Consider the following 16,234-nt stretch of genomic DNA (forward strand, 5'->3'; position numbering starts at 1 on the left):
CTCTACCTACCTGAACGCGAATGCCTAAGATCGGTTTTTCAAGAAACCGTCATGGAAGCTGTGCGCAAGCGCACACCTCTGTCTCATGCCTGAATCGCTTGGACGGGGAACCGTCCAGGCTTCACGCCCCGCGCAGCAACGCATCCGCGGCGGTGAATCCCGAACGTATGGCGCCTTCGATGGTCGAAGGCAATCCGGTAGCCGTCCAATCCCCTGCCAACACAAGGTTTTTTCCGGCGGCCGTTGCATTCGGGCGACGCTTTGCCTGCGTCGGCAGTGCGGCAAAGGTCGCCCGCTTCTCTTTCACCACCTGCCAGGGGGGCAGGGGCGCGTCGGCGGGCAGGCCGGCCAAGGCCGCGATCTCCCCCCAGATGGTGCGGGCGGTGGCCTCGCGGTCCGACTCCATCAGGCGGTCGGCGCCGCTGACCGTCACCGATAGGTGGTCGTCATAGGCGAAGGCCCATTCGCCCACCGTGTTGATCATGCCGGTCATCCGGGGCATGTCCGCCGGCCGGTCCAGGCGGAAATGGACGTTCAGGATGGACCGGTGTTCCGTCGGCGTGGTCAGGCCCGGCAGCAGGTCGGCCGCCACCCAGGCGGGCACGGCCAGGACCACCGCATCATCCGGGCCCAGCGCTATCGTTTCGGTGCCGAAATCAAGTGCCGTCGCGACCTGGCCATCCCGCGTCAGGCCGCGCAGGCGGCGGCGCCAGGCGATCTCGGCGCCGTTGGCGGCCAGCCAGTCCAGCGCCGGGTCCACGAACACGGGCGACAGGCCGCCGCTGGCCAGCAGGGGCTGGTAGGCCGCCCCGCCCTGGGCCAGGGTCTCGCGGATGATGGCGCCGGCCAGACCGGCGGCCGACTGCTCCGGCTCGGTATTCAAGGCGGCCAGCAGCACGGGGCGGAAGAAATTGTCCCAGGCCGGGCCGGAACAGGACAGCACCTCACCGATGGGCGCCAGCGGGTCGGCACGCATCAGCTTCATGCCGGCCAGATAGTCGGCGGCGGTGGTGCCGGGCACGCGGCGTGAGGGCACCAGCACCCACCACGGCAGCTTGCCCTCGTTGGGGCGCACCTGCCAGCGGCGGCCGGTGGCGCCGTCCCAGAACCGGTAGTCCACTTTCTCCAGCCCGAACGCGCGGCCGGGGCCGTGCGTGCTGCGCAGGTAGGACATGGCTGCATGGTTGCCGCTGACCACCAGATGGCTGCCATTGTCGATGCGCACGCCCAGGGCGGGCTCGTCATAGGACCGGCAGCGGCCGCCGGCATGGGCGGCGGCTTCGTACAGGCGGACGCGGCGGCCCTGTTCGGTCAGGCGGACGGCGGCGGCCAAGCCGGCCAGGCCGGCGCCGACGACGTGAACCGTCGGCCCGGTGGATGGATGGGCGGTGGTCATCAGAACAGGAAGGCCTTCAGCACGACCCACAGCAGGTGCGGCTTGGACAGGCGGACCTTGGGCCGGGGCCCGGCCCAGCCGCGCACCAGCAGGCGGTCCAGGTAGATCTTGTAAACGTCGCGCATCAGCCGGGGCGCGCGCGCGGCCCGGCGCGGGGCCGCCGCCAGCAGGCGGCCGGCCTCGGCGAAATGCTCGGCCGCGCGCACGGCCAGCGCCCGGCAGGCGCCATCCACGCGCGGATCGGCCGCCACGGTGGCGGGGTCGGTGGCGGTGATGCCCTGGGCGCGCAGCAGTTCCGACGGCAGGTACAGGCGGTTGATGGCCACGTCCTCATCCACGTCGCGCAGCACGTTGGTCAGTTGCAGGGCGCGGCCCAGATGGTGGGACAGGGCGATGCCGCTGTCCTCCGGCATGCCGAACACGCGCACCGACAGGCGGCCCACGGCGCTGGCCACCCGGTCGCAGTACAGGTCCAGGGTCGCCATGTCCGGCGCCTGGATGTCGGCGTCCAAATCCATCTGCATGCCGTCGATGACGGCGATGAAGTCGTCGTAGCGCAGGCCGAAACGCTGGGTGGCGGCCTGCAACGCCGCCAGTTCGGCGGGGCCCTTGCCGGCGCAGAGGGCGGCGATGTCGCGGCGCCACTTGTCCAGCGCCTCGCGCCGGGCCGTCTTGCTGGCGGCGATGGTGGGGTCGTCGCCGTCGGCGATGTCGTCCACCGCCCGGCAGAAGGCGTAGATGTGGAACATGGCGTCGCGCTCGGCCGGCGGCAGCACGCGCATGGCGGTGTAGAACGAACTGCCGCTGGCGGACCTGGCGGCGGTTTCGTTCTGGGTGTTCGCGGGCATGTCGGCGGCCGCGGTCATGGCTTCTTCCCGGCGGCCACGGCGGTGGCGCCATTGCCCGTCAGGCGCCGCCACAGCGTGGACAGCGTGGCGCGCGCGGCGATGCACAGCGTCGCCGCCTTGCCCAGGTGCACGTTCTGGGACAGCGGGTCGCGGGTCAGCAGCACCTGCACCAGGCGGCGGGCCAGGCGCTGGATGATGGCGACCTCGATCGCCAGGCGCAGATCCTTCACCTGGGCCGCCAGCGGCTCCGCCTGGTCCAGCAGGGCGTCGGTGCGTTTGGCCAGGTGGCGGATGATGTCCAGCAGGGCCGGCGGCGAGACCGGTTCCAGCAGCGCATCCGGCGTCAAATCTTCCGCGATCAGCATGGGCAGGGGGATGTAGACGCGGTCCAGCGCCCGCTTGTCCTTGCCGCAATCCTGCAGGTGGTTGATGACCTGCAGGGCGGCGCACAGGGCGTCGGACGCCGCCCAGGTGTCGCGGCTCTCCCCGTGCACGTCCAGGACGTAGCGCCCCACCGGCATGGCGGAATAGCGGCAATAGTCGATCAGGTCGTCCCAGTCGGTGTAGCGCAGTTGGGTGACGTCGCGGCGGAAGGCGGTCAGCAGATCCTGGGCATGCTGGTCGGGCAGCTTGTATTCGGCCAGCACCTCGCGCAGGGCCACGGCCTCCGGCTCGTTCTGGCGGTCGCCGCGCAGGCTGGCGCCCATGGCGTCCAGCAGCTTCAGCTTCATGTCCGGCGCCAGGATGGGGCTGTCCGACACGTCGTCGGCCACGCGGGCGAAGGCGTAATAGGCCATCACCGGCGCCCGCGCATCCGGACGGATGATCAGCGAGGCGACGGGGAAGTTCTCGTCCTTGTGGCCCTTGCCGGTGCGGTGGTTGGCTGCCGTCATGGCGTGGTGGTTCCGTTCTGGTCCGTGGTCGGCTGGACCGGATGCACATGCTGGGCCTGGGCGCGCCCCTTCCACATGCCGCCGCGGCCCATCCAATGCTGGACCGCGCTGTCCACCGTCCACACGGTATAGACGATACCGATCAGCGGCAAGGTGACGGCCCGCATAGGCGACAGGCGATAGAACGCCTGTATGGGCGCGAAGCTGGCCAGCATGAGGCCGATGGCGAGCGCGCCGAACACCCCCGCCGCCTCGCGGTTGAACAGGGCCAGCAGCACCGGCGCCACATAGGTCAGCAGCATGCCCAGCACCGTGCCGGCCAGCAGGATGGGGGAGTAGTTCAACTGCGCGTAGGCGCTGCGGATCACCATGCGGCGGATGTCGTCCACCTTGTCATAGGCGCGCAGGCTGACGGCGCGGTCGCTGAGGCCCAACCAGATGGAACCTTGCGTCTTCATGCGGCGGCCCAGGGCGCAATCGTCGATCAGGGCGTCGCGGATGCTGTCGATGCCGCCGGCCCGCGCCAGCGCCTGGCGGTCCACCAGCATGCAGCCGCCGGCAGCTGCGGGCCACGGTGGACCCGCTGTCGTTGACCCGGCCGAAGGGGTACAGCATCTGGAAGAAATAGATGAAGGCGGGGATGAACAGCTTTTCCGCCCAGCTGTCGCAGCGCAGCTTGGCCATCAGGCTGACCAGCACGCGGTTTTCCGTCTGCGCCCGGGTCGCCAGGCGGGTCAGCGTGTCGGGGGCGTAGGCGATGTCGGCGTCGGTCAGCCACAGGTAATCGGGCGGAAAATCGCCGGCCTGGGCATGGGCGATGCCCTGGCGCACGGCCCACATCTTGCCGGTCCAGCCCGGCGCCAGCTCCGCCCCCGTCAGCACGGTCAGGGTGGCGGTGGAGCCCGAGGTCTCCGCCGCGTGACGGGCGATGTCGGCCGTGCCGTCGTCGCTGCCGTCATCCACCAGCACGATGTTCAGGGCGCCGGGATAATCCTGCGCGCCCAGGGAGGTGATCACCCGCGCAATGCCGTCGGCCTCATTGCGGGCGGGAATGACGGCGGTGACGGATGGCCAGCCGCCGTCCAGCCCGCCGTGGCTGAAGCCGCTGGGCAGCACCTCGCCCGGCTTGGCCACCGGCACGACGGCCATGTCGTCCCGCTCCAGCCCCAGCCAGAACAGGCCGCGGGCGAAGACCAGGACCACCCACACCGCCAAGGCGATGGCACCGATGAGGAAAAGCACGCTCATGCAAGGTACCCCGCGGTCTTGAACCAGGTGAGGGCGTCGGCCAGGGCCTGGCCGTAGGGGCGGGCGGTGTAGCCCAGCTCGGCCGCCGCCTTGGCCGAGGAGAAGAACATGCGGTACTTGGACATGCGCAGGCCGTCCACCGTCACGAAGGGCTCGCGCTTGGTGATCTTGGCCACGGCCTCGGCGCCGACGGCGATGGGGTAGATCAGGCCGCGCGGGATGCTGACGGTGGGGGCTTTGCGCCCCACCAGGCCGGCGATGTCGGCCAGCATCTGCTGCAGCGACACGTCCTGCCCGCCCAGGATGTAGCGTTCGCCCAACCGGCCCTTCTCAAAGGCCAGCATGTGGCCCTCCGCCACGTCATCGACATGCACCAGGTTCAGGCCGGTGTCGACGAAGGCCGGCATCTTGCCGGTGGCAGCCTCGACAATGATGCGGCCGGTGGGGGTGGGGCGCAGGTCGCGCGGGCCGATGGGGGTGGACGGGTTGACGATGACGGCCGGCAGCCCATCCTTGGCCACCATGTCCAGCACCGCCTGTTCCGCCAGGATCTTGCTGCGCTTATAGGCGCCGATGGCCGCCTCCGGCGCCATCACCGCGCGTTCGTCCACCGCGACGCCGTCGGTGCGCGGTGCCAGCACGGCGACGCTGCTGGTGTAGACCACGCGCTTCAGGCGGCGCTCCAGCGCCAGTTCCATGATGGCGCGGGTGCCGCGCAGATTGTTCTGGACGATCTCTTCCGGGTTGGGCGCCCACAGGCGATAGTCGGCCGCAACGTGCAGCAGGGCGTCGGCGCCCTCCATGCCGCGCGCCAGGCTGTCGCGGTCGCCCAAATCGCCCTCGACCACGCGCACGTCCAGGCCGGCCAGGTTGGTGGGCGGTGTGGCCGGGCGCTTCAGCACGGTGACGTCGTGGCCGCGCGCCAAGGCCGCACGGGCCACGGCCGCGCCGACGAAGCCCGTCGCCCCGGTGATGAACAATCGCTGCTTATCGGCCATCGGCCCCAAGATCCCCAATCCGTCAGACGGCGGGACCATATCACTTCCAGGATAGGGAGTGGAAAGGGTTGGCGGGTGCCGGTCGGCGGATGGCTGGCCTGCTGTGGCCGGTATGCGACACTGTTGTCGGTGCCGTAATGCCGTTCTTCGGCCGGCGACCGCCGGCCCGGACCGGCCAGGTCCGTGAGCCAAGCCAGCGGATGCTGGCGCCCGGCGCCTGAGGGGGCATTTGATCGATCAAGATCAAATGCCGCGCGTATGAATCCTCAGATCCGCGTGCGCTTGAACACCGCCTCCGGCAGCAGGCGGATGATGGTCATGACCAGCAGCCAGACGGGACGCACGTAGACCACGTCCCGGCCTTTCGCCTGGGCGCGCAGGATGGCGTCCGCCACCTCCGCCGGCTGGGCGGTCAGGGGCTTGGGCAGGGGCATGCCGGCGGTCATGCGGGTATCGACGAAGCCGGGCTTCACCGTGATGACGTGCACGCCCGTTCCCTGCAGCCGCTGGCGCAGGCCGGACAGGAAGGCGGTGAAGCCGGCTTTGGCGGACCCGTAGACATAGTTGGTGGCCCGGCCCCGGTCGCCGGCCACGGAACTGACGCCGATCAGGATGCCGGATCCGCGCTTTTCCATGCGCTGGGCCAGTTCGCCCAGGATGGCGGCGGGGCCGTTGTAGTTGCTGCGCATCACCAGGTCGGCGGTCAGCGGGTCGGTGGCCGACGCCGCCTGGTCGCCCAGCAGGCCCACCATGCTGACGGCCACGTCGGGCAAGTCACCCAGCCCGTCCAGGAAGGCGCCGGCGCCGGCGATGTCCAGCACGTCGAAATCCACCAGCCGCACCTCCGCCTGGCTGCGCAGGCGCAAATCGGCGGCGTCCGTCTCCAGCCGCCGGGCGTCGCGGGCCGCCAGGATCAGCCGGGCGCCGCCCCGGGCATAGGCGCGGGCCAGGGCCAGGCCGATGTCGCTGGCGGCGCCGAGGATAAGGACAGTCTGGGATGATGCGGCGGTCATAGGCCTAGCCGTTCCGATTGCAGGGAGGAGAATTTGCCCGTGGGGTCGACCCGGGCGCGAATGGACTGGAACTCACCCAGGTGGGGATACCCTTGGCGGACCAAGGTGGCGCCGCAGCGGCTGTCCTTGGCCAGGTAGGGCCGGCCGCCATGGTCGGCGGTGATGGCGTCCAGTTCCAGCATCAGGCCCAGCGTGCCGGTGTCGGCGGGGAAGTCCAGCGCCAGGGTGTAGCCTTCCATGGGGAAGGACAGCAGGCCGTCCTGTTTCCCCAGCAGCTTCAGCACCGCCAGGAAAGAGGCGCGGCCCGACCGCGCCACCCGGTCCAGCAGCAGGCGCAGGCCCGCCGCCGCCGTGGCCTTGGGCAGCACGCACTGGAATTGCAGGAAACCCGGCCGGCCATAGATGCGGTTCCATTCCAGGATGGCGTCCAGCGGGTAGAAATAGCTGTCGTAGTCGATCAGGGAACCGCCCGCTTGGGCACGGCGGTAATACAGGGCGTTGAAGGCCCGCACGCTCCACCGGTTCAGGGCGAAGGCGGGGAAGTCGATGGGCACCCGCCGCGTCGCCTTGGGGGGCAGGACCAGCGGCTGGCCGTTTCCCGCCGGCAATTCGTCGGCCCGCGCATGTTCCCCCAGGTACAGCAGCGACCGGCCCAGATCCGGCCCCCGCGCCAGGCAGTCGATCCAGGCGACGGAATAGGTCCAGGCCTGGTTGGCCTCGAACATCGCCATCACCGTTTCCAGGTTGGCGGCGTGGTGGGTTTCCTGGCGGATGTAGGCCGTCTCGATCCGCATCAGGCGGAAGGATGCGCTGACGATCACGCCGGTCAGGCCCATGCCGCCGCAGGTGGCGGCGAACAGGTCGGCGTTCTCCTGCGGCGAACAGCGCACCACCCGGCCGTCGGCCAGCGCCAGGGTCAGGCTTTCCACATGGTTGCCGAACGAACCGGCGCCGTGGTGGTTCTTGCCGTGCACGTTGGACGCGATGGCGCCGCCCACGGTGACGAACTTGGTGCCGGGCGTCACCGGCACGAACCAGCCGCGCGGCACGAACACGTCCAGGATATCGGCCAGCATCACGCCGGCCTCGCAGGTCAGCACGCCGCTGTCGGCGTCGAACGCCATCAGGCGGTCGCTGGGCAGCAGCGACAGGGTGGCCCGGCTGCCCATGGCGGGGTCGCCGTAGGACCGGCCGTTGCCGCGCGCGATCAGCGACCGTTCCTGCGCGATGGCGGCCCGCATCTCGGCCTCCCCCCGCGCGCGCAGCACACGGGCGTCGCGCAGGCGGGGGAAATTGCCCCAGCCGCTCAGGCTTGCCTGTGTCTGTTCGGTCAGGGCCATATCAGATGCTGGTCAGCATGATCAGGCCGATCAGCCCGGCGCAGATCCAGGAGACGCGGTCCTTGGCGGCGAACAGCACGGGGTCGTCGTGCATTTCCCCCCGATGGGTTTTGATCAGGATGCGGCCGATCCAGTACAGCAGCACCACCGGTGTGCCCCACAGCACCTCGGGCCGGCTGTACAGCTGCGCCACCGTGTCGCTGGTGAGGTAGAGGAAGAAAGTCAGCACGGCGACGGTGCCGTTGGAGGCCGCCATCATTTCCAGGATGGGCAGGTCGTCCAGGCGGTAGGCGTAGCGCGGCGGGGCTGCGGCACCGCGCAGGACGCGCGCCCGCAGTTCCGAGCAGCGCTTGACCAGCGCCAGGCTGAGGAACAGGAAGACGGAGAAGGTCAGCAGCCAGGACGACAGCGGCACGTCCGTCGCGGCGGCGCCGGCCACCAGGCGGCTGCCATACAGGCAGGCCAGGGTGATGACGTCCAGGGTCGGCTGTCGTTTCACGCCCAGGGAATAGGCCATGGTCACGGCGTAATAACCGGCCAGGACCAGCAGGAAATGCCAGGGCAGGAACAGGGCGATGACGCCGGCCCCCACCAGCGTCAGGGGCAGCAGGAACAGGCCGTGCAGGATGTCCACCTGCCCCGCCGCGAACGGCCGCCAGCGCTTGGTCGGATGCTCCCGGTCGCTTTTCAGGTCCAGCAGGTCGTTCAGGATGTAGACGCTGGAGGCGCACAGGCTGAAGCTGAGGAAGGCGGCGGCGCAGGCGGCCAAGGTGGCGAAACTGAAATGGTGGGCGGTGAAGGCCGGCACGAAGATCAGCAGGTTCTTCAGCCATTGATGCACGCGCAGCACGCGGCGGTATTCCGCCAGGCCGGTGTTTTTCCGCGTGATCACCTGGGCGTCGGGATGGCGCGCCTTGACGGTGCGCAGCAGGCCGGCGGCGGCGTCCACCACCACCACGCCGCGCGCGTCCTTCCACACGGCCAAATCCACCGCCGCGTTGCCGGCATAGTCGAATCCGCCCTGGCCGAACGCCGCGCACAGCGCGGCCGACTTGGCGGCACCGGCCAGGTTGTTTTCCGGCGTTGAGGCGAAGATACCGTCGAACAGGCCGACGCGGTCGGCGATGGCCTGGACGTGGGCGTGGGTGGAGGCGGAGGCCAGGTAGATGCGGCGGCCCTTGGCCTTTTCCTCATGCAGCCAGGACACCAGTTCCTCATTCAGGGGCAGGGTGTGGAAATCCAGAAGGGCGCGCTTGGCCACCGCCGCCTTGAAGCGGGCCTTGTCGCCCAGGTGGCGCAAGGCCGCCAGCGCATCCAACGGCGACGTGGTCAGCAGGGCGAAGAAGGATTCCACCAGCAGGTCGGTCCGGATCAGCGTGCCATCCAAATCCACGACCAGCGGCACGTCCTCGCCCGCATCCTGCTTCTGATTGTCGATCATGCCCACCCGAGGCCCCCGCCCCAACCCATTGTAAAATCCAGTCCCATCCGACCTCTACCAGGAGAGGGGCGGGTGCCGGCGGAGTATATTTCGTTCCGCCACCGGAAAATATCCCATTCGCACGGGAAGCTGTACGGGTGTCTTACAGGGAAGCTTGGCCGCACAAGGGCCGGGGCAGGGCGCCCTCAAGCAGCTGGGTGATGTGCCGGTCCATCCAGCCGGGCTCATCCAGCGTGGCGAAGCGGATCAGCAGGCGGGCGTACAGGGCGCCGTACAGCGCCTCCACCAGCGTCTCCACGTCCAGGTCGGTGCGGAACTCGCCGTTCTTCTTGCCGCGTTCAAGGATGTCGCGCAGGCGCTGGCGGCGGGGTTCCACCACCTTCTCATGATAGACCTTCAGGGTGGCGGGGTCGTTCTGCCCGGCCAGCACGATGCTGGCCACCACCCGGCCGGTGGCGCCGGCGAAATTGCGGGCGATGCCGTCCAGCACCGCGCGCAGATCGGCCACGGCGGACGCTGTGTGGGGGAAGGGCACCGTCAGCTCGGCATAGGCCAGCAGGGCTTCCATCGCCAGGGCGCCCTTGCCCGGCCACCAGCGGTAGATCGTGGTCTTGGCGGTGCCGGACCGCGCCGCCACGCCCTCGATGGTGAACTTTTCCAGGCCGTTTTCTTCCAGCAGCAGAAACGCCGCCTCCAGGATGGCGTCGCGCGCCTGATCCGATCGGGGACGTCCGGGTCCCCGCATGGCTTTGTCCGTCACCCTGTCTCCTTTTCCCCTGAAGGCGCCAGCATCCAATGCGCGGGCCGGCCGTTCGCGACGTCCTCCCCAAAGGACAGAAACGCTACACAGCGTTTCGATTGTCGCAGTGCTCCCACCCGCTGGATGACACTATCCTACACTTACGAAACGGACCATAGCGAAATATCCCCCGCGACGGCCCATTCGGCATAGGGAAACTGTAGCCGCGCCAGGCGCCGCGCAGAAGCCCGATTACCGGCGGCATCCTCCCCCGCACCCTGCCGTCGGTTCACGGCCCGGTTCCCCACGGCGGGAACCGGGCCGTACTTATGCCTGTCGCCCTCAATCGCCGGGCGCCGGCATCCGCCGGCTGGGCTATCCTCGCTTTCCAGTCCACTGACGTTCCCCGGAAAGCTCCGGCGGCCCCGGTCGGGGGCTACAGCGGCATGAGCGTCTCATGCCGCCGGCGTTGTTTGTGCGTAGGAAAATCGGACGCTTCAGGCGTTCTCGCGCAGGCGGGTCAGGAAGCCCTGGATGCCGCTGCGCATGGCGGCGGCGGTGCCGTCGGCGTGGTCGGCGGTGCTGCGGGTGGCGGTCACCTGGCTGGCGACCTTGCCGGCCAGGTCGCTCATGCCGCCCACCGCCTCGCCCAGGCGGCGGGTGCGGTCGGACACCAGCTGGATGCTGCGGGAGATTTCGTCCACCGCCGCACTCTGCTGGCCGATGACGTTGGCGACCTCGCCGGAACTGGCGTCCAATGCCGCCACCGACTGGCCGATCTCCGCCACCGCCTCGGCGGTGCCGTGGGCGGCGGTCTGGATTTCCTGGATCTGGCGGGCGATGTCCTCCGTCGCCTTGGCCGTCTGGTTGGCCAGGCTTTTCACCTCGGATGCCACGACGGCGAAACCCTTGCCGGCCTCCCCGGCGCGGGCCGCCTCGATGGTGGCGTTCAGGGCCAGCAGGTTGGTCTGGCCGGCGATGTCCTGGATCATCTGCACCACGCTGCCGATGCGGGTGGCGACCTCGCTCAGGGTCGCGACCTGGCGGTCCACCGCCTCCACCTGTGTGGCGGCCGACCGGGCGCGGCCGGCGGCGTCATCGACCGACCGCACGATCTCCGCGATGGTGGCGGCCATCTCCTCCACCGCCGCCGCCACGGTGCCGGCATGGCTCATGGCGTCGTCGGCCTCGGCCGTGGCGCCGGTGGCGGAGGTGCGGGCGGTGTCCGCCAGCTGGTCCAGCGACACGGCGTTTTCCGACAGGTCGGTCATGGCGCCGACCAGTTGGTCGGTCTGGCCGGCGATCTCCGTCGCGAACTGGTCCGCCAGGGCCAGGCGCAGGGCCACGCGCTGCTGGCGGGCCTGCTGGCTTTGCTGTTCCTGCTGCTTGCGCAGGGCCTCGGTTTCGGCCGCCGCCGTTTCCGCCTTGCCCAGGGCGGTGTCCATGGCGGCGAACAGTTGCTCCAGGCTCCAGGCCAGCCACACCAGGATGCCGGTCTCCATGAGGACGATGCCGGCATGGAACAGCACGCGGCCGATGTCGCCCCGGTCGTGCGGGAACACCCAGGCCGGCACCAGGAAACTGAGCGTCAGATGGTGCACGGCGGTGGCGCCGGCCGCCAGGATGATGATGCGCCAGTCGCAGAAGGCCGTCAGCATGGCCAGGACGGCGAAGTAGATCATGTGGAAATCGACCTGCCAGTCACCGGCGGACGCCGCCACCAGGATCGAGGTCTGGGCGATGGCCAACACCGCCGTCATGTATTCCAGGGTCTGGCGCGGCAAGCCGACGGCCACGCCGCCGGTCAGCACCAATGCCAGGCCCAGGGCCGACAGGCCCGGCGCCAGCCAGCCATTGCCGGCCAGGACGCCGGTCAGCGCCGCCGCCGGCACGCACACCCACAGGAAAACGATGAACACCCGAAGGGCCGTGGCCCGGATGGAAATCATGTTGATCATGTCGTCGCCCCGCTTTTGCGAAACTTTTACGCGGCCGAGCCCCTGCCCGTGCCGCATCCCCTGAAACCGCCCAACGGCAACAGCAAGCCGGCGTTGCGCGGCCGGCCCGCTGTGATCGGTCGGGGCAATCCCCCGTCACCGACCTTCACCACCCAGCGTCCCGGACGGCCGTCCACCAGCAGGGCGTCGGCCCCGGCCAACGCCGCCACCTGGTCGGGCAAGGCCACCCAGGGCGGGAAAACCGCCAGCGCGAAGCCGCCGCCCGGGCCGGAAAAGGCGCTGGCCGCCAAGGCCGGCAGCAATGACGCCAGGATGGCGCCCGTCGCCCACAGCAACCGTCCGCCCCGCATGCCGTTCTTCCCATACGTCCTAATACGATAGACCTACCTTGGCGGGTGGGAATGATTAATTGGTTAAATTCTGGTGTGCGGCGGGGACCCTATCCCGAAGCGTCGGCCGCAGGGCCCCGCATCCACGGCATGACGGCCGGGCGCGTCGCGGCGCATCGGGAAGGTTGCCTCATCGGCCAGATAGTTTTAGAAATTGGCCTCAGTCAGGTAACAATCTTTCAGGATCTGGTTCCGTGCCCCAGCTTCGTTCCCGCACCTCCACCCATGGCCGCAACATGGCCGGCGCCCGCGGCCTGTGGCGCGCCACGGGCATGACCGACGCCGACTTCGGCAAGCCCATCATCGCCATCGCCAATTCCTTCACCCAGTTCGTGCCCGGCCACGTGCACCTGAAGGATCTGGGCCAGCTGGTGGCGGACGAGGTGGTGGCGGCCGGCGGCGTGGCCAAGGAATTCAACACCATCGCGGTGGACGACGGCATCGCCATGGGCCACGCCGGCATGCTGTACAGCCTGCCGTCGCGTGAGGTCATCGCCGACGCGGTGGAGTACATGGTCAACGCCCACTGCGCCGACGCGCTGGTGTGCATCTCCAACTGCGACAAGATCACGCCCGGCATGCTGATGGCGGCCCTGCGCCTCAACATCCCCACGGTGTTCGTCTCCGGTGGCCCGATGGAGGCCGGCAAGGCCCCGGTGCATGGCGAGATCCGCTCCATCGACCTGATCGACGCCATGGTGGCCGCCGCCGACGACAGCGTCAGCGATGCCGAGCTTGAAGCCCTGGAACAGAACGCCTGCCCCACCTGCGGTTCCTGCTCCGGCATGTTCACCGCCAATTCCATGAATTGCCTGGTGGAGGCGCTGGGCCTGGGCCTGCCCGGCAACGGCACGGTGCTGGCGACGCACGCCGACCGCAAGGCGCTGTTCCAGCGCGCCGGCCGCACGGCGGTGGAAATCGCCCGCCGCTGGTACGAACAGGACGACGCCAGCGTCCTGCCGCGCTCCATCGCCACGTTCCAGGGGTTTGAGAACGCCATCGCGCTGGACATCGCCATGGGCGGGTCCACCAACACGGTGCTGCACCTGCTGGCGGCGGCGTACGAGGGCGAGGTGCCGTTCACCATGGCCGACATCGACCGCATGTCGCGCCGCGTGCCCCACCTGTGCAAGGTGGCGCCATCCTCGGCCACCGTGCATATCGAGGACGTGCACCGCGCCGGCGGCATCATGGGCATCCTGGGTGAACTGGACCGCGCCGGCCTGCTGCACCGCGACGTGCCCACCGTGCACGCCCCCACCCTGGGGGCCGCCATCGACGGCTGGGACATCACCCGCGCCAACGACGCCGACATCGCCGAATTCTATGCCGCCGCCCCCGGCGGCGTGCGCACCACCCAGGCCTTCAGCCAGGCGTCGCGCTACACCAGCCTGGACCGTGACCGGGTGAACGGCGTCATCCGCAACAAGGAAAACGCCTTCAGCCAGGATGGCGGCTTGGCCGTGCTGTACGGCAATTTGGCGGTCGACGGCTGCATCGTGAAGACGGCGGGCGTGGACCCGGCGGCCCTGACCTTCACCGGCAAGGCTCGCGTGTTCGAAAGCCAGGACGACGCCGTGTCCGCCATCCTGGGCAATCGCGTGGCGGCGGGCGACGTGGTGCTGATCCGCTATGAAGGCCCGCGCGGCGGCCCCGGCATGCAGGAAATGCTGTACCCGACCAGCTATCTGAAGTCCAAGGGCCTGGGCAAGGTCTGCGCCCTGGTGACGGACGGCCGCTTCTCCGGCGGCAGCTCCGGCCTGTCCATCGGCCACATCTCGCCCGAGGCGGCCGAGGGCGGCACCATCGGCCTGGTGGAGGAAGGCGACCGCATCGTCATCGACATTCCCAACCGGTCCATCCACCTGGATGTGGAGAACGTCGAACTGGACCGCCGCCGCGACGCCATGAAGGCCAAGGGGTCGGCGGCGTGGAAGCCGGCCAACCGCGACCGCAAGGTCTCCGGCGCGCTCAAGGCCTACGCCTACTTCGCCACCTCCGCCTCGCGCGGGGCGGTACGCGACACGTCGGGGATTTGATCGGTCGCACGCACTGGACTGGGGAAGGCGCGCCGTTCCCCAGTCCAGCGCTTTTACAAAAACCGGGCGACCGGCGGTGGCGCGGCGAAGTTGCCGGCCGCCAGTTCCAGCAGCCAGGCCCGCATTTCCTCGTGCGGGACCGCCCGCAAATCGGCATCGGCTTCCGCGACGGCTGCGGCCAAGGCGGTGGTTTCCTCGTCAGTCATGTGAGTCGCCCTCACCCCAGACCAGGAACAGCCCCACGTCGCCCGGGAAGCCGTTGGGGAAGTCCAGGACACGGGCGGTCAGGCTGAAGCCCGCCGGCTGTAGCTCATGTTTCCAACGCTGGTAGATCTCGGCCGCTTCGCCGCGCAGGGTGCGGGGCCAGTCGGGCTCGGGCACGTTGATGGCGCGGGCGCCGTCGCTGCACAGTTCGCTGGGGAAGCGCAGCAGCTGGAATTCCTTCTCGCCCCGCACGGCGGCGTCGTGCGCCTCCTCCAGCAGGCGGTGCCAGCCGTGGTCGGCGACGTGATGGTCGATCAGGGTCTTCACCTGGTCCTGCCGGCGGGCCAGCGCCTCCTTGCGCTGGGTGACGATCTCGCGGGCGTGCACGTCGTGGAAATCGCCCACCAGGTGGCGGAAGTCGGCGGCGCTGAACAGGGGTTCGTGCACCGGTTCCGGCGCCGGCGGTGGCGCCTTCTTCTCCGCGCGATGGAAGAAGCCGGTGCGGTGCGGCGTCTCCACCTTCTCCGCCGGTTCGGCCGCCAGCACCTTCAGCAGGTCGGCGCGCGACACGATGCCCACCAGGGCGCCGTCCAGGATGACCGGCACGCGCTTGATGGCGTGGGTGATCAGCAGGCGGGCGATGTCGGCGGTGTCGGTGTTCAGATCGACGGTGATGACGGGGGCCGCCATGATGTCACGGGCGGTGCGTTCGCGCTTCTGCGCGTCGGCCAGATAACCGGGGGGCAGTTGCTCCCCTTCCGCCACCCAGGCCAGCCACCAGTCGCGCCGGGCCTCGCCCGCTTCCTCTTGGCCGCGGTCCAGCAGGTCGCCCTCGCTCACCATGCCGATGACGGCGCCATGGTCGTCCACCACCGGGGCGGCGCTGACACCACGGTCCAGCAGCAGGGTGGCGATGCGGCTGACCGGTGTATCGGCGGTCACCGTCAGCACGTCGGCGGTCATAACGTCATGGGCGCGCATGGGGGCGGCTTCTCCTCTCACGATGGGTCCGGCAGCGGAAGGATAGCCCGGCGAAAGGTGCGCTGTCTTTGCGCTGCATCAAAAAGCCCCACTCCCGGACGGGGGAGTGGGGCTACCCATAGGTGAAAGATATAAATGTGAGAGGGACTTAACGGCCGGTTCAGGGCTTGGTCGCGGCCGTCAGGTCCAGGGTGACGCCCACGTTCAGGGCCACCATCTGGCCGGTGCTCCAGGCGCCTTGGCCGACGCCGTAGTCGGTGCGGACCAGGTCCAGCTTGCCCACGGCGTGGGCCTTGCCGCCGGCCACGTCCAGGGTGAAGGGCAGGACCACGTCTTTCTTGATGCTGCGGATGGTCAGGGTGCCCACGGCCTCGTACGCATTGCCGCCCTTGGCGCGGAAGCTGGTGGCCTCGAACACCGCCTTGGGGAAGGCCTTGGTGCTGAACCACTCGGCCTGGGGCAGGGACTGGTCCTTCTGCACGTCGCCGGTGGTGGCACTGGTCATGTCGATGGTGACGGTGGCATGGCCGGTGGCGGGGTTGGCCGGGTCGAAATCGATGGCGGCGTCCCAGCGGCTGAACTGCCCGCTGAAGGCGGTGCCGCTCTGGCTGCCGGTGAAGCCCAGCTTGCTGTGGGCGGTATCGACGGTCCAGCTGGCGGCACCGGCCGTGCCGGCGGCGAGCGTCAGGGCGGCGGCGAAAACGGGGGTGAGGAATTTCGATGGGATGCATCCTCTGGGGAAATCTC

16 protein-coding genes are annotated in these 16,234 nt (G+C 69.4%); 1 reads left to right on the top strand and 15 read right to left on the bottom strand.

The annotated features are described in order from the left end of the window. Nucleotides 1–121 precede the first annotated feature (121 nt). The 12 genes from hpnE to PW843_10355 all read right to left on the bottom strand — a co-directional run bounded on the left by hpnE (nt 122) and on the right by PW843_10355 (nt 12,224). Nucleotides 122–1,396 (bottom strand): hydroxysqualene dehydroxylase HpnE, encoded by a 1,275-nt coding sequence (gene hpnE, locus PW843_10300; protein ID MDE1146998.1) that lies wholly within the window; start codon nt 1,394–1,396, stop codon nt 122–124. Beyond that, a complete protein-coding gene (gene hpnD, locus PW843_10305; GenBank protein ID MDE1146999.1) occupies nt 1,396–2,262 on the bottom strand; it encodes a presqualene diphosphate synthase HpnD in 867 nt (288 codons plus the stop codon). The genes hpnE and hpnD overlap by 1 nt, the downstream gene beginning before the upstream one ends. Then, entirely contained in the window at nt 2,259–3,137 is an 879-nt protein-coding gene (gene hpnC / locus PW843_10310) for a squalene synthase HpnC (protein MDE1147000.1), read from the bottom strand. Before hpnC ends, hpnD begins: the two co-directional genes overlap by 4 nt. Further along, entirely contained in the window at nt 3,134–3,595 is a 462-nt protein-coding gene (locus PW843_10315; protein MDE1147001.1) for a hypothetical protein, read from the bottom strand. Before PW843_10315 ends, hpnC begins: the two co-directional genes overlap by 4 nt. Then, on the bottom strand, nt 3,531–4,385 hold the full coding sequence (locus PW843_10320) for a glycosyltransferase (GenBank protein ID MDE1147002.1): 855 nt from the start codon (nt 4,383–4,385) through the stop codon (nt 3,531–3,533). The genes PW843_10315 and PW843_10320 overlap by 65 nt, the downstream gene beginning before the upstream one ends. Further along, the gene (locus PW843_10325) at nt 4,382–5,383 is read right to left on the bottom strand and encodes an NAD-dependent epimerase/dehydratase family protein (protein ID MDE1147003.1); all 1,002 of its coding nucleotides are present in this window, start codon (nt 5,381–5,383) and stop codon (nt 4,382–4,384) included. The genes PW843_10320 and PW843_10325 overlap by 4 nt, the downstream gene beginning before the upstream one ends. Nucleotides 5,384–5,649: 266 nt before the next feature. Then, a complete protein-coding gene (locus tag PW843_10330; protein ID MDE1147004.1) occupies nt 5,650–6,396 on the bottom strand; it encodes an SDR family oxidoreductase in 747 nt (248 codons plus the stop codon). Beyond that, a complete protein-coding gene (locus PW843_10335) occupies nt 6,393–7,736 on the bottom strand; it encodes an FAD-binding oxidoreductase (GenBank protein MDE1147005.1) in 1,344 nt (447 codons plus the stop codon). Before PW843_10335 ends, PW843_10330 begins: the two co-directional genes overlap by 4 nt. A 1-nt stretch (nt 7,737) precedes the next feature. Then, on the bottom strand, nt 7,738–9,177 hold the full coding sequence (locus tag PW843_10340) for a UbiA family prenyltransferase (protein ID MDE1147006.1): 1,440 nt from the start codon (nt 9,175–9,177) through the stop codon (nt 7,738–7,740). Between the two features lie 142 nt (nt 9,178–9,319). After that, on the bottom strand, nt 9,320–9,922 hold the full coding sequence (locus PW843_10345; protein MDE1147007.1) for a TetR/AcrR family transcriptional regulator: 603 nt from the start codon (nt 9,920–9,922) through the stop codon (nt 9,320–9,322). A gap of 491 nt (nt 9,923–10,413) precedes the next feature. Further along, on the bottom strand, nt 10,414–11,874 hold the full coding sequence (locus PW843_10350) for a methyl-accepting chemotaxis protein (protein ID MDE1147008.1): 1,461 nt from the start codon (nt 11,872–11,874) through the stop codon (nt 10,414–10,416). 26 nt (nt 11,875–11,900) lie between these two features. Then, nucleotides 11,901–12,224 carry a hypothetical protein gene (locus PW843_10355; protein MDE1147009.1) on the bottom strand — a complete coding sequence of 108 codons (324 nt, stop codon included), beginning with the start codon at nt 12,222–12,224 and terminating at the stop codon, nt 11,901–11,903. Between the two features lie 233 nt (nt 12,225–12,457). Here PW843_10355 and ilvD point away from each other — a divergent pair, with 233 nt between their 5' ends. Further along, a complete protein-coding gene (ilvD, locus tag PW843_10360; protein MDE1147010.1) occupies nt 12,458–14,302 on the top strand; it encodes a dihydroxy-acid dehydratase in 1,845 nt (614 codons plus the stop codon). Between the two features lie 53 nt (nt 14,303–14,355). Here the strand turns inward: ilvD and PW843_10365 are convergent, their stop codons facing one another. From PW843_10365 to PW843_10375, 3 genes are all read right to left on the bottom strand, one after another. Beyond that, nucleotides 14,356–14,508, bottom strand: a complete 153-nt coding sequence (locus PW843_10365) for a hypothetical protein (protein MDE1147011.1) — start codon at nt 14,506–14,508, stop codon at nt 14,356–14,358. Next, nucleotides 14,501–15,487: a CBS domain-containing protein gene (locus PW843_10370; GenBank protein MDE1147012.1), complete on the bottom strand. Its 987-nt coding sequence runs from the start codon at nt 15,485–15,487 to the stop codon at nt 14,501–14,503. The genes PW843_10365 and PW843_10370 overlap by 8 nt, the downstream gene beginning before the upstream one ends. A 160-nt stretch (nt 15,488–15,647) precedes the next feature. Beyond that, complete coding sequence (locus PW843_10375) at nt 15,648–16,112, bottom strand: YceI family protein (protein MDE1147013.1); 465 nt, start codon at nt 16,110–16,112, stop codon at nt 15,648–15,650. Nucleotides 16,113–16,234 lie beyond the last annotated feature (122 nt).

This window comes from Azospirillaceae bacterium (assembly GCA_028283825.1).
In the GTDB taxonomy this organism is placed as follows: domain Bacteria; phylum Pseudomonadota; class Alphaproteobacteria; order Azospirillales; family Azospirillaceae; genus Nitrospirillum.

Coding starts and splice junctions, on each gene's coding strand:
- hpnE (MDE1146998.1), bottom strand. CDS start 1,396: ATGACCACCGCCCATCCATCCACCGGGCCGACGGTTCACGTCGTCGGC.
- hpnD (MDE1146999.1), bottom strand. CDS start 2,262: ATGACCGCGGCCGCCGACATGCCCGCGAACACCCAGAACGAAACCGCC.
- hpnC (MDE1147000.1), bottom strand. CDS start 3,137: ATGACGGCAGCCAACCACCGCACCGGCAAGGGCCACAAGGACGAGAAC.
- PW843_10315 (MDE1147001.1), bottom strand. CDS start 3,595: ATGAAGACGCAAGGTTCCATCTGGTTGGGCCTCAGCGACCGCGCCGTC.
- PW843_10320 (MDE1147002.1), bottom strand. CDS start 4,385: ATGAGCGTGCTTTTCCTCATCGGTGCCATCGCCTTGGCGGTGTGGGTG.
- PW843_10325 (MDE1147003.1), bottom strand. CDS start 5,383: ATGGCCGATAAGCAGCGATTGTTCATCACCGGGGCGACGGGCTTCGTC.
- PW843_10330 (MDE1147004.1), bottom strand. CDS start 6,396: ATGACCGCCGCATCATCCCAGACTGTCCTTATCCTCGGCGCCGCCAGC.
- PW843_10335 (MDE1147005.1), bottom strand. CDS start 7,736: ATGGCCCTGACCGAACAGACACAGGCAAGCCTGAGCGGCTGGGGCAAT.
- PW843_10340 (MDE1147006.1), bottom strand. CDS start 9,177: ATGATCGACAATCAGAAGCAGGATGCGGGCGAGGACGTGCCGCTGGTC.
- PW843_10345 (MDE1147007.1), bottom strand. CDS start 9,922: ATGCGGGGACCCGGACGTCCCCGATCGGATCAGGCGCGCGACGCCATC.
- PW843_10350 (MDE1147008.1), bottom strand. CDS start 11,874: ATGATCAACATGATTTCCATCCGGGCCACGGCCCTTCGGGTGTTCATC.
- PW843_10355 (MDE1147009.1), bottom strand. CDS start 12,224: ATGCGGGGCGGACGGTTGCTGTGGGCGACGGGCGCCATCCTGGCGTCA.
- PW843_10365 (MDE1147011.1), bottom strand. CDS start 14,508: ATGACTGACGAGGAAACCACCGCCTTGGCCGCAGCCGTCGCGGAAGCC.
- PW843_10370 (MDE1147012.1), bottom strand. CDS start 15,487: ATGCGCGCCCATGACGTTATGACCGCCGACGTGCTGACGGTGACCGCC.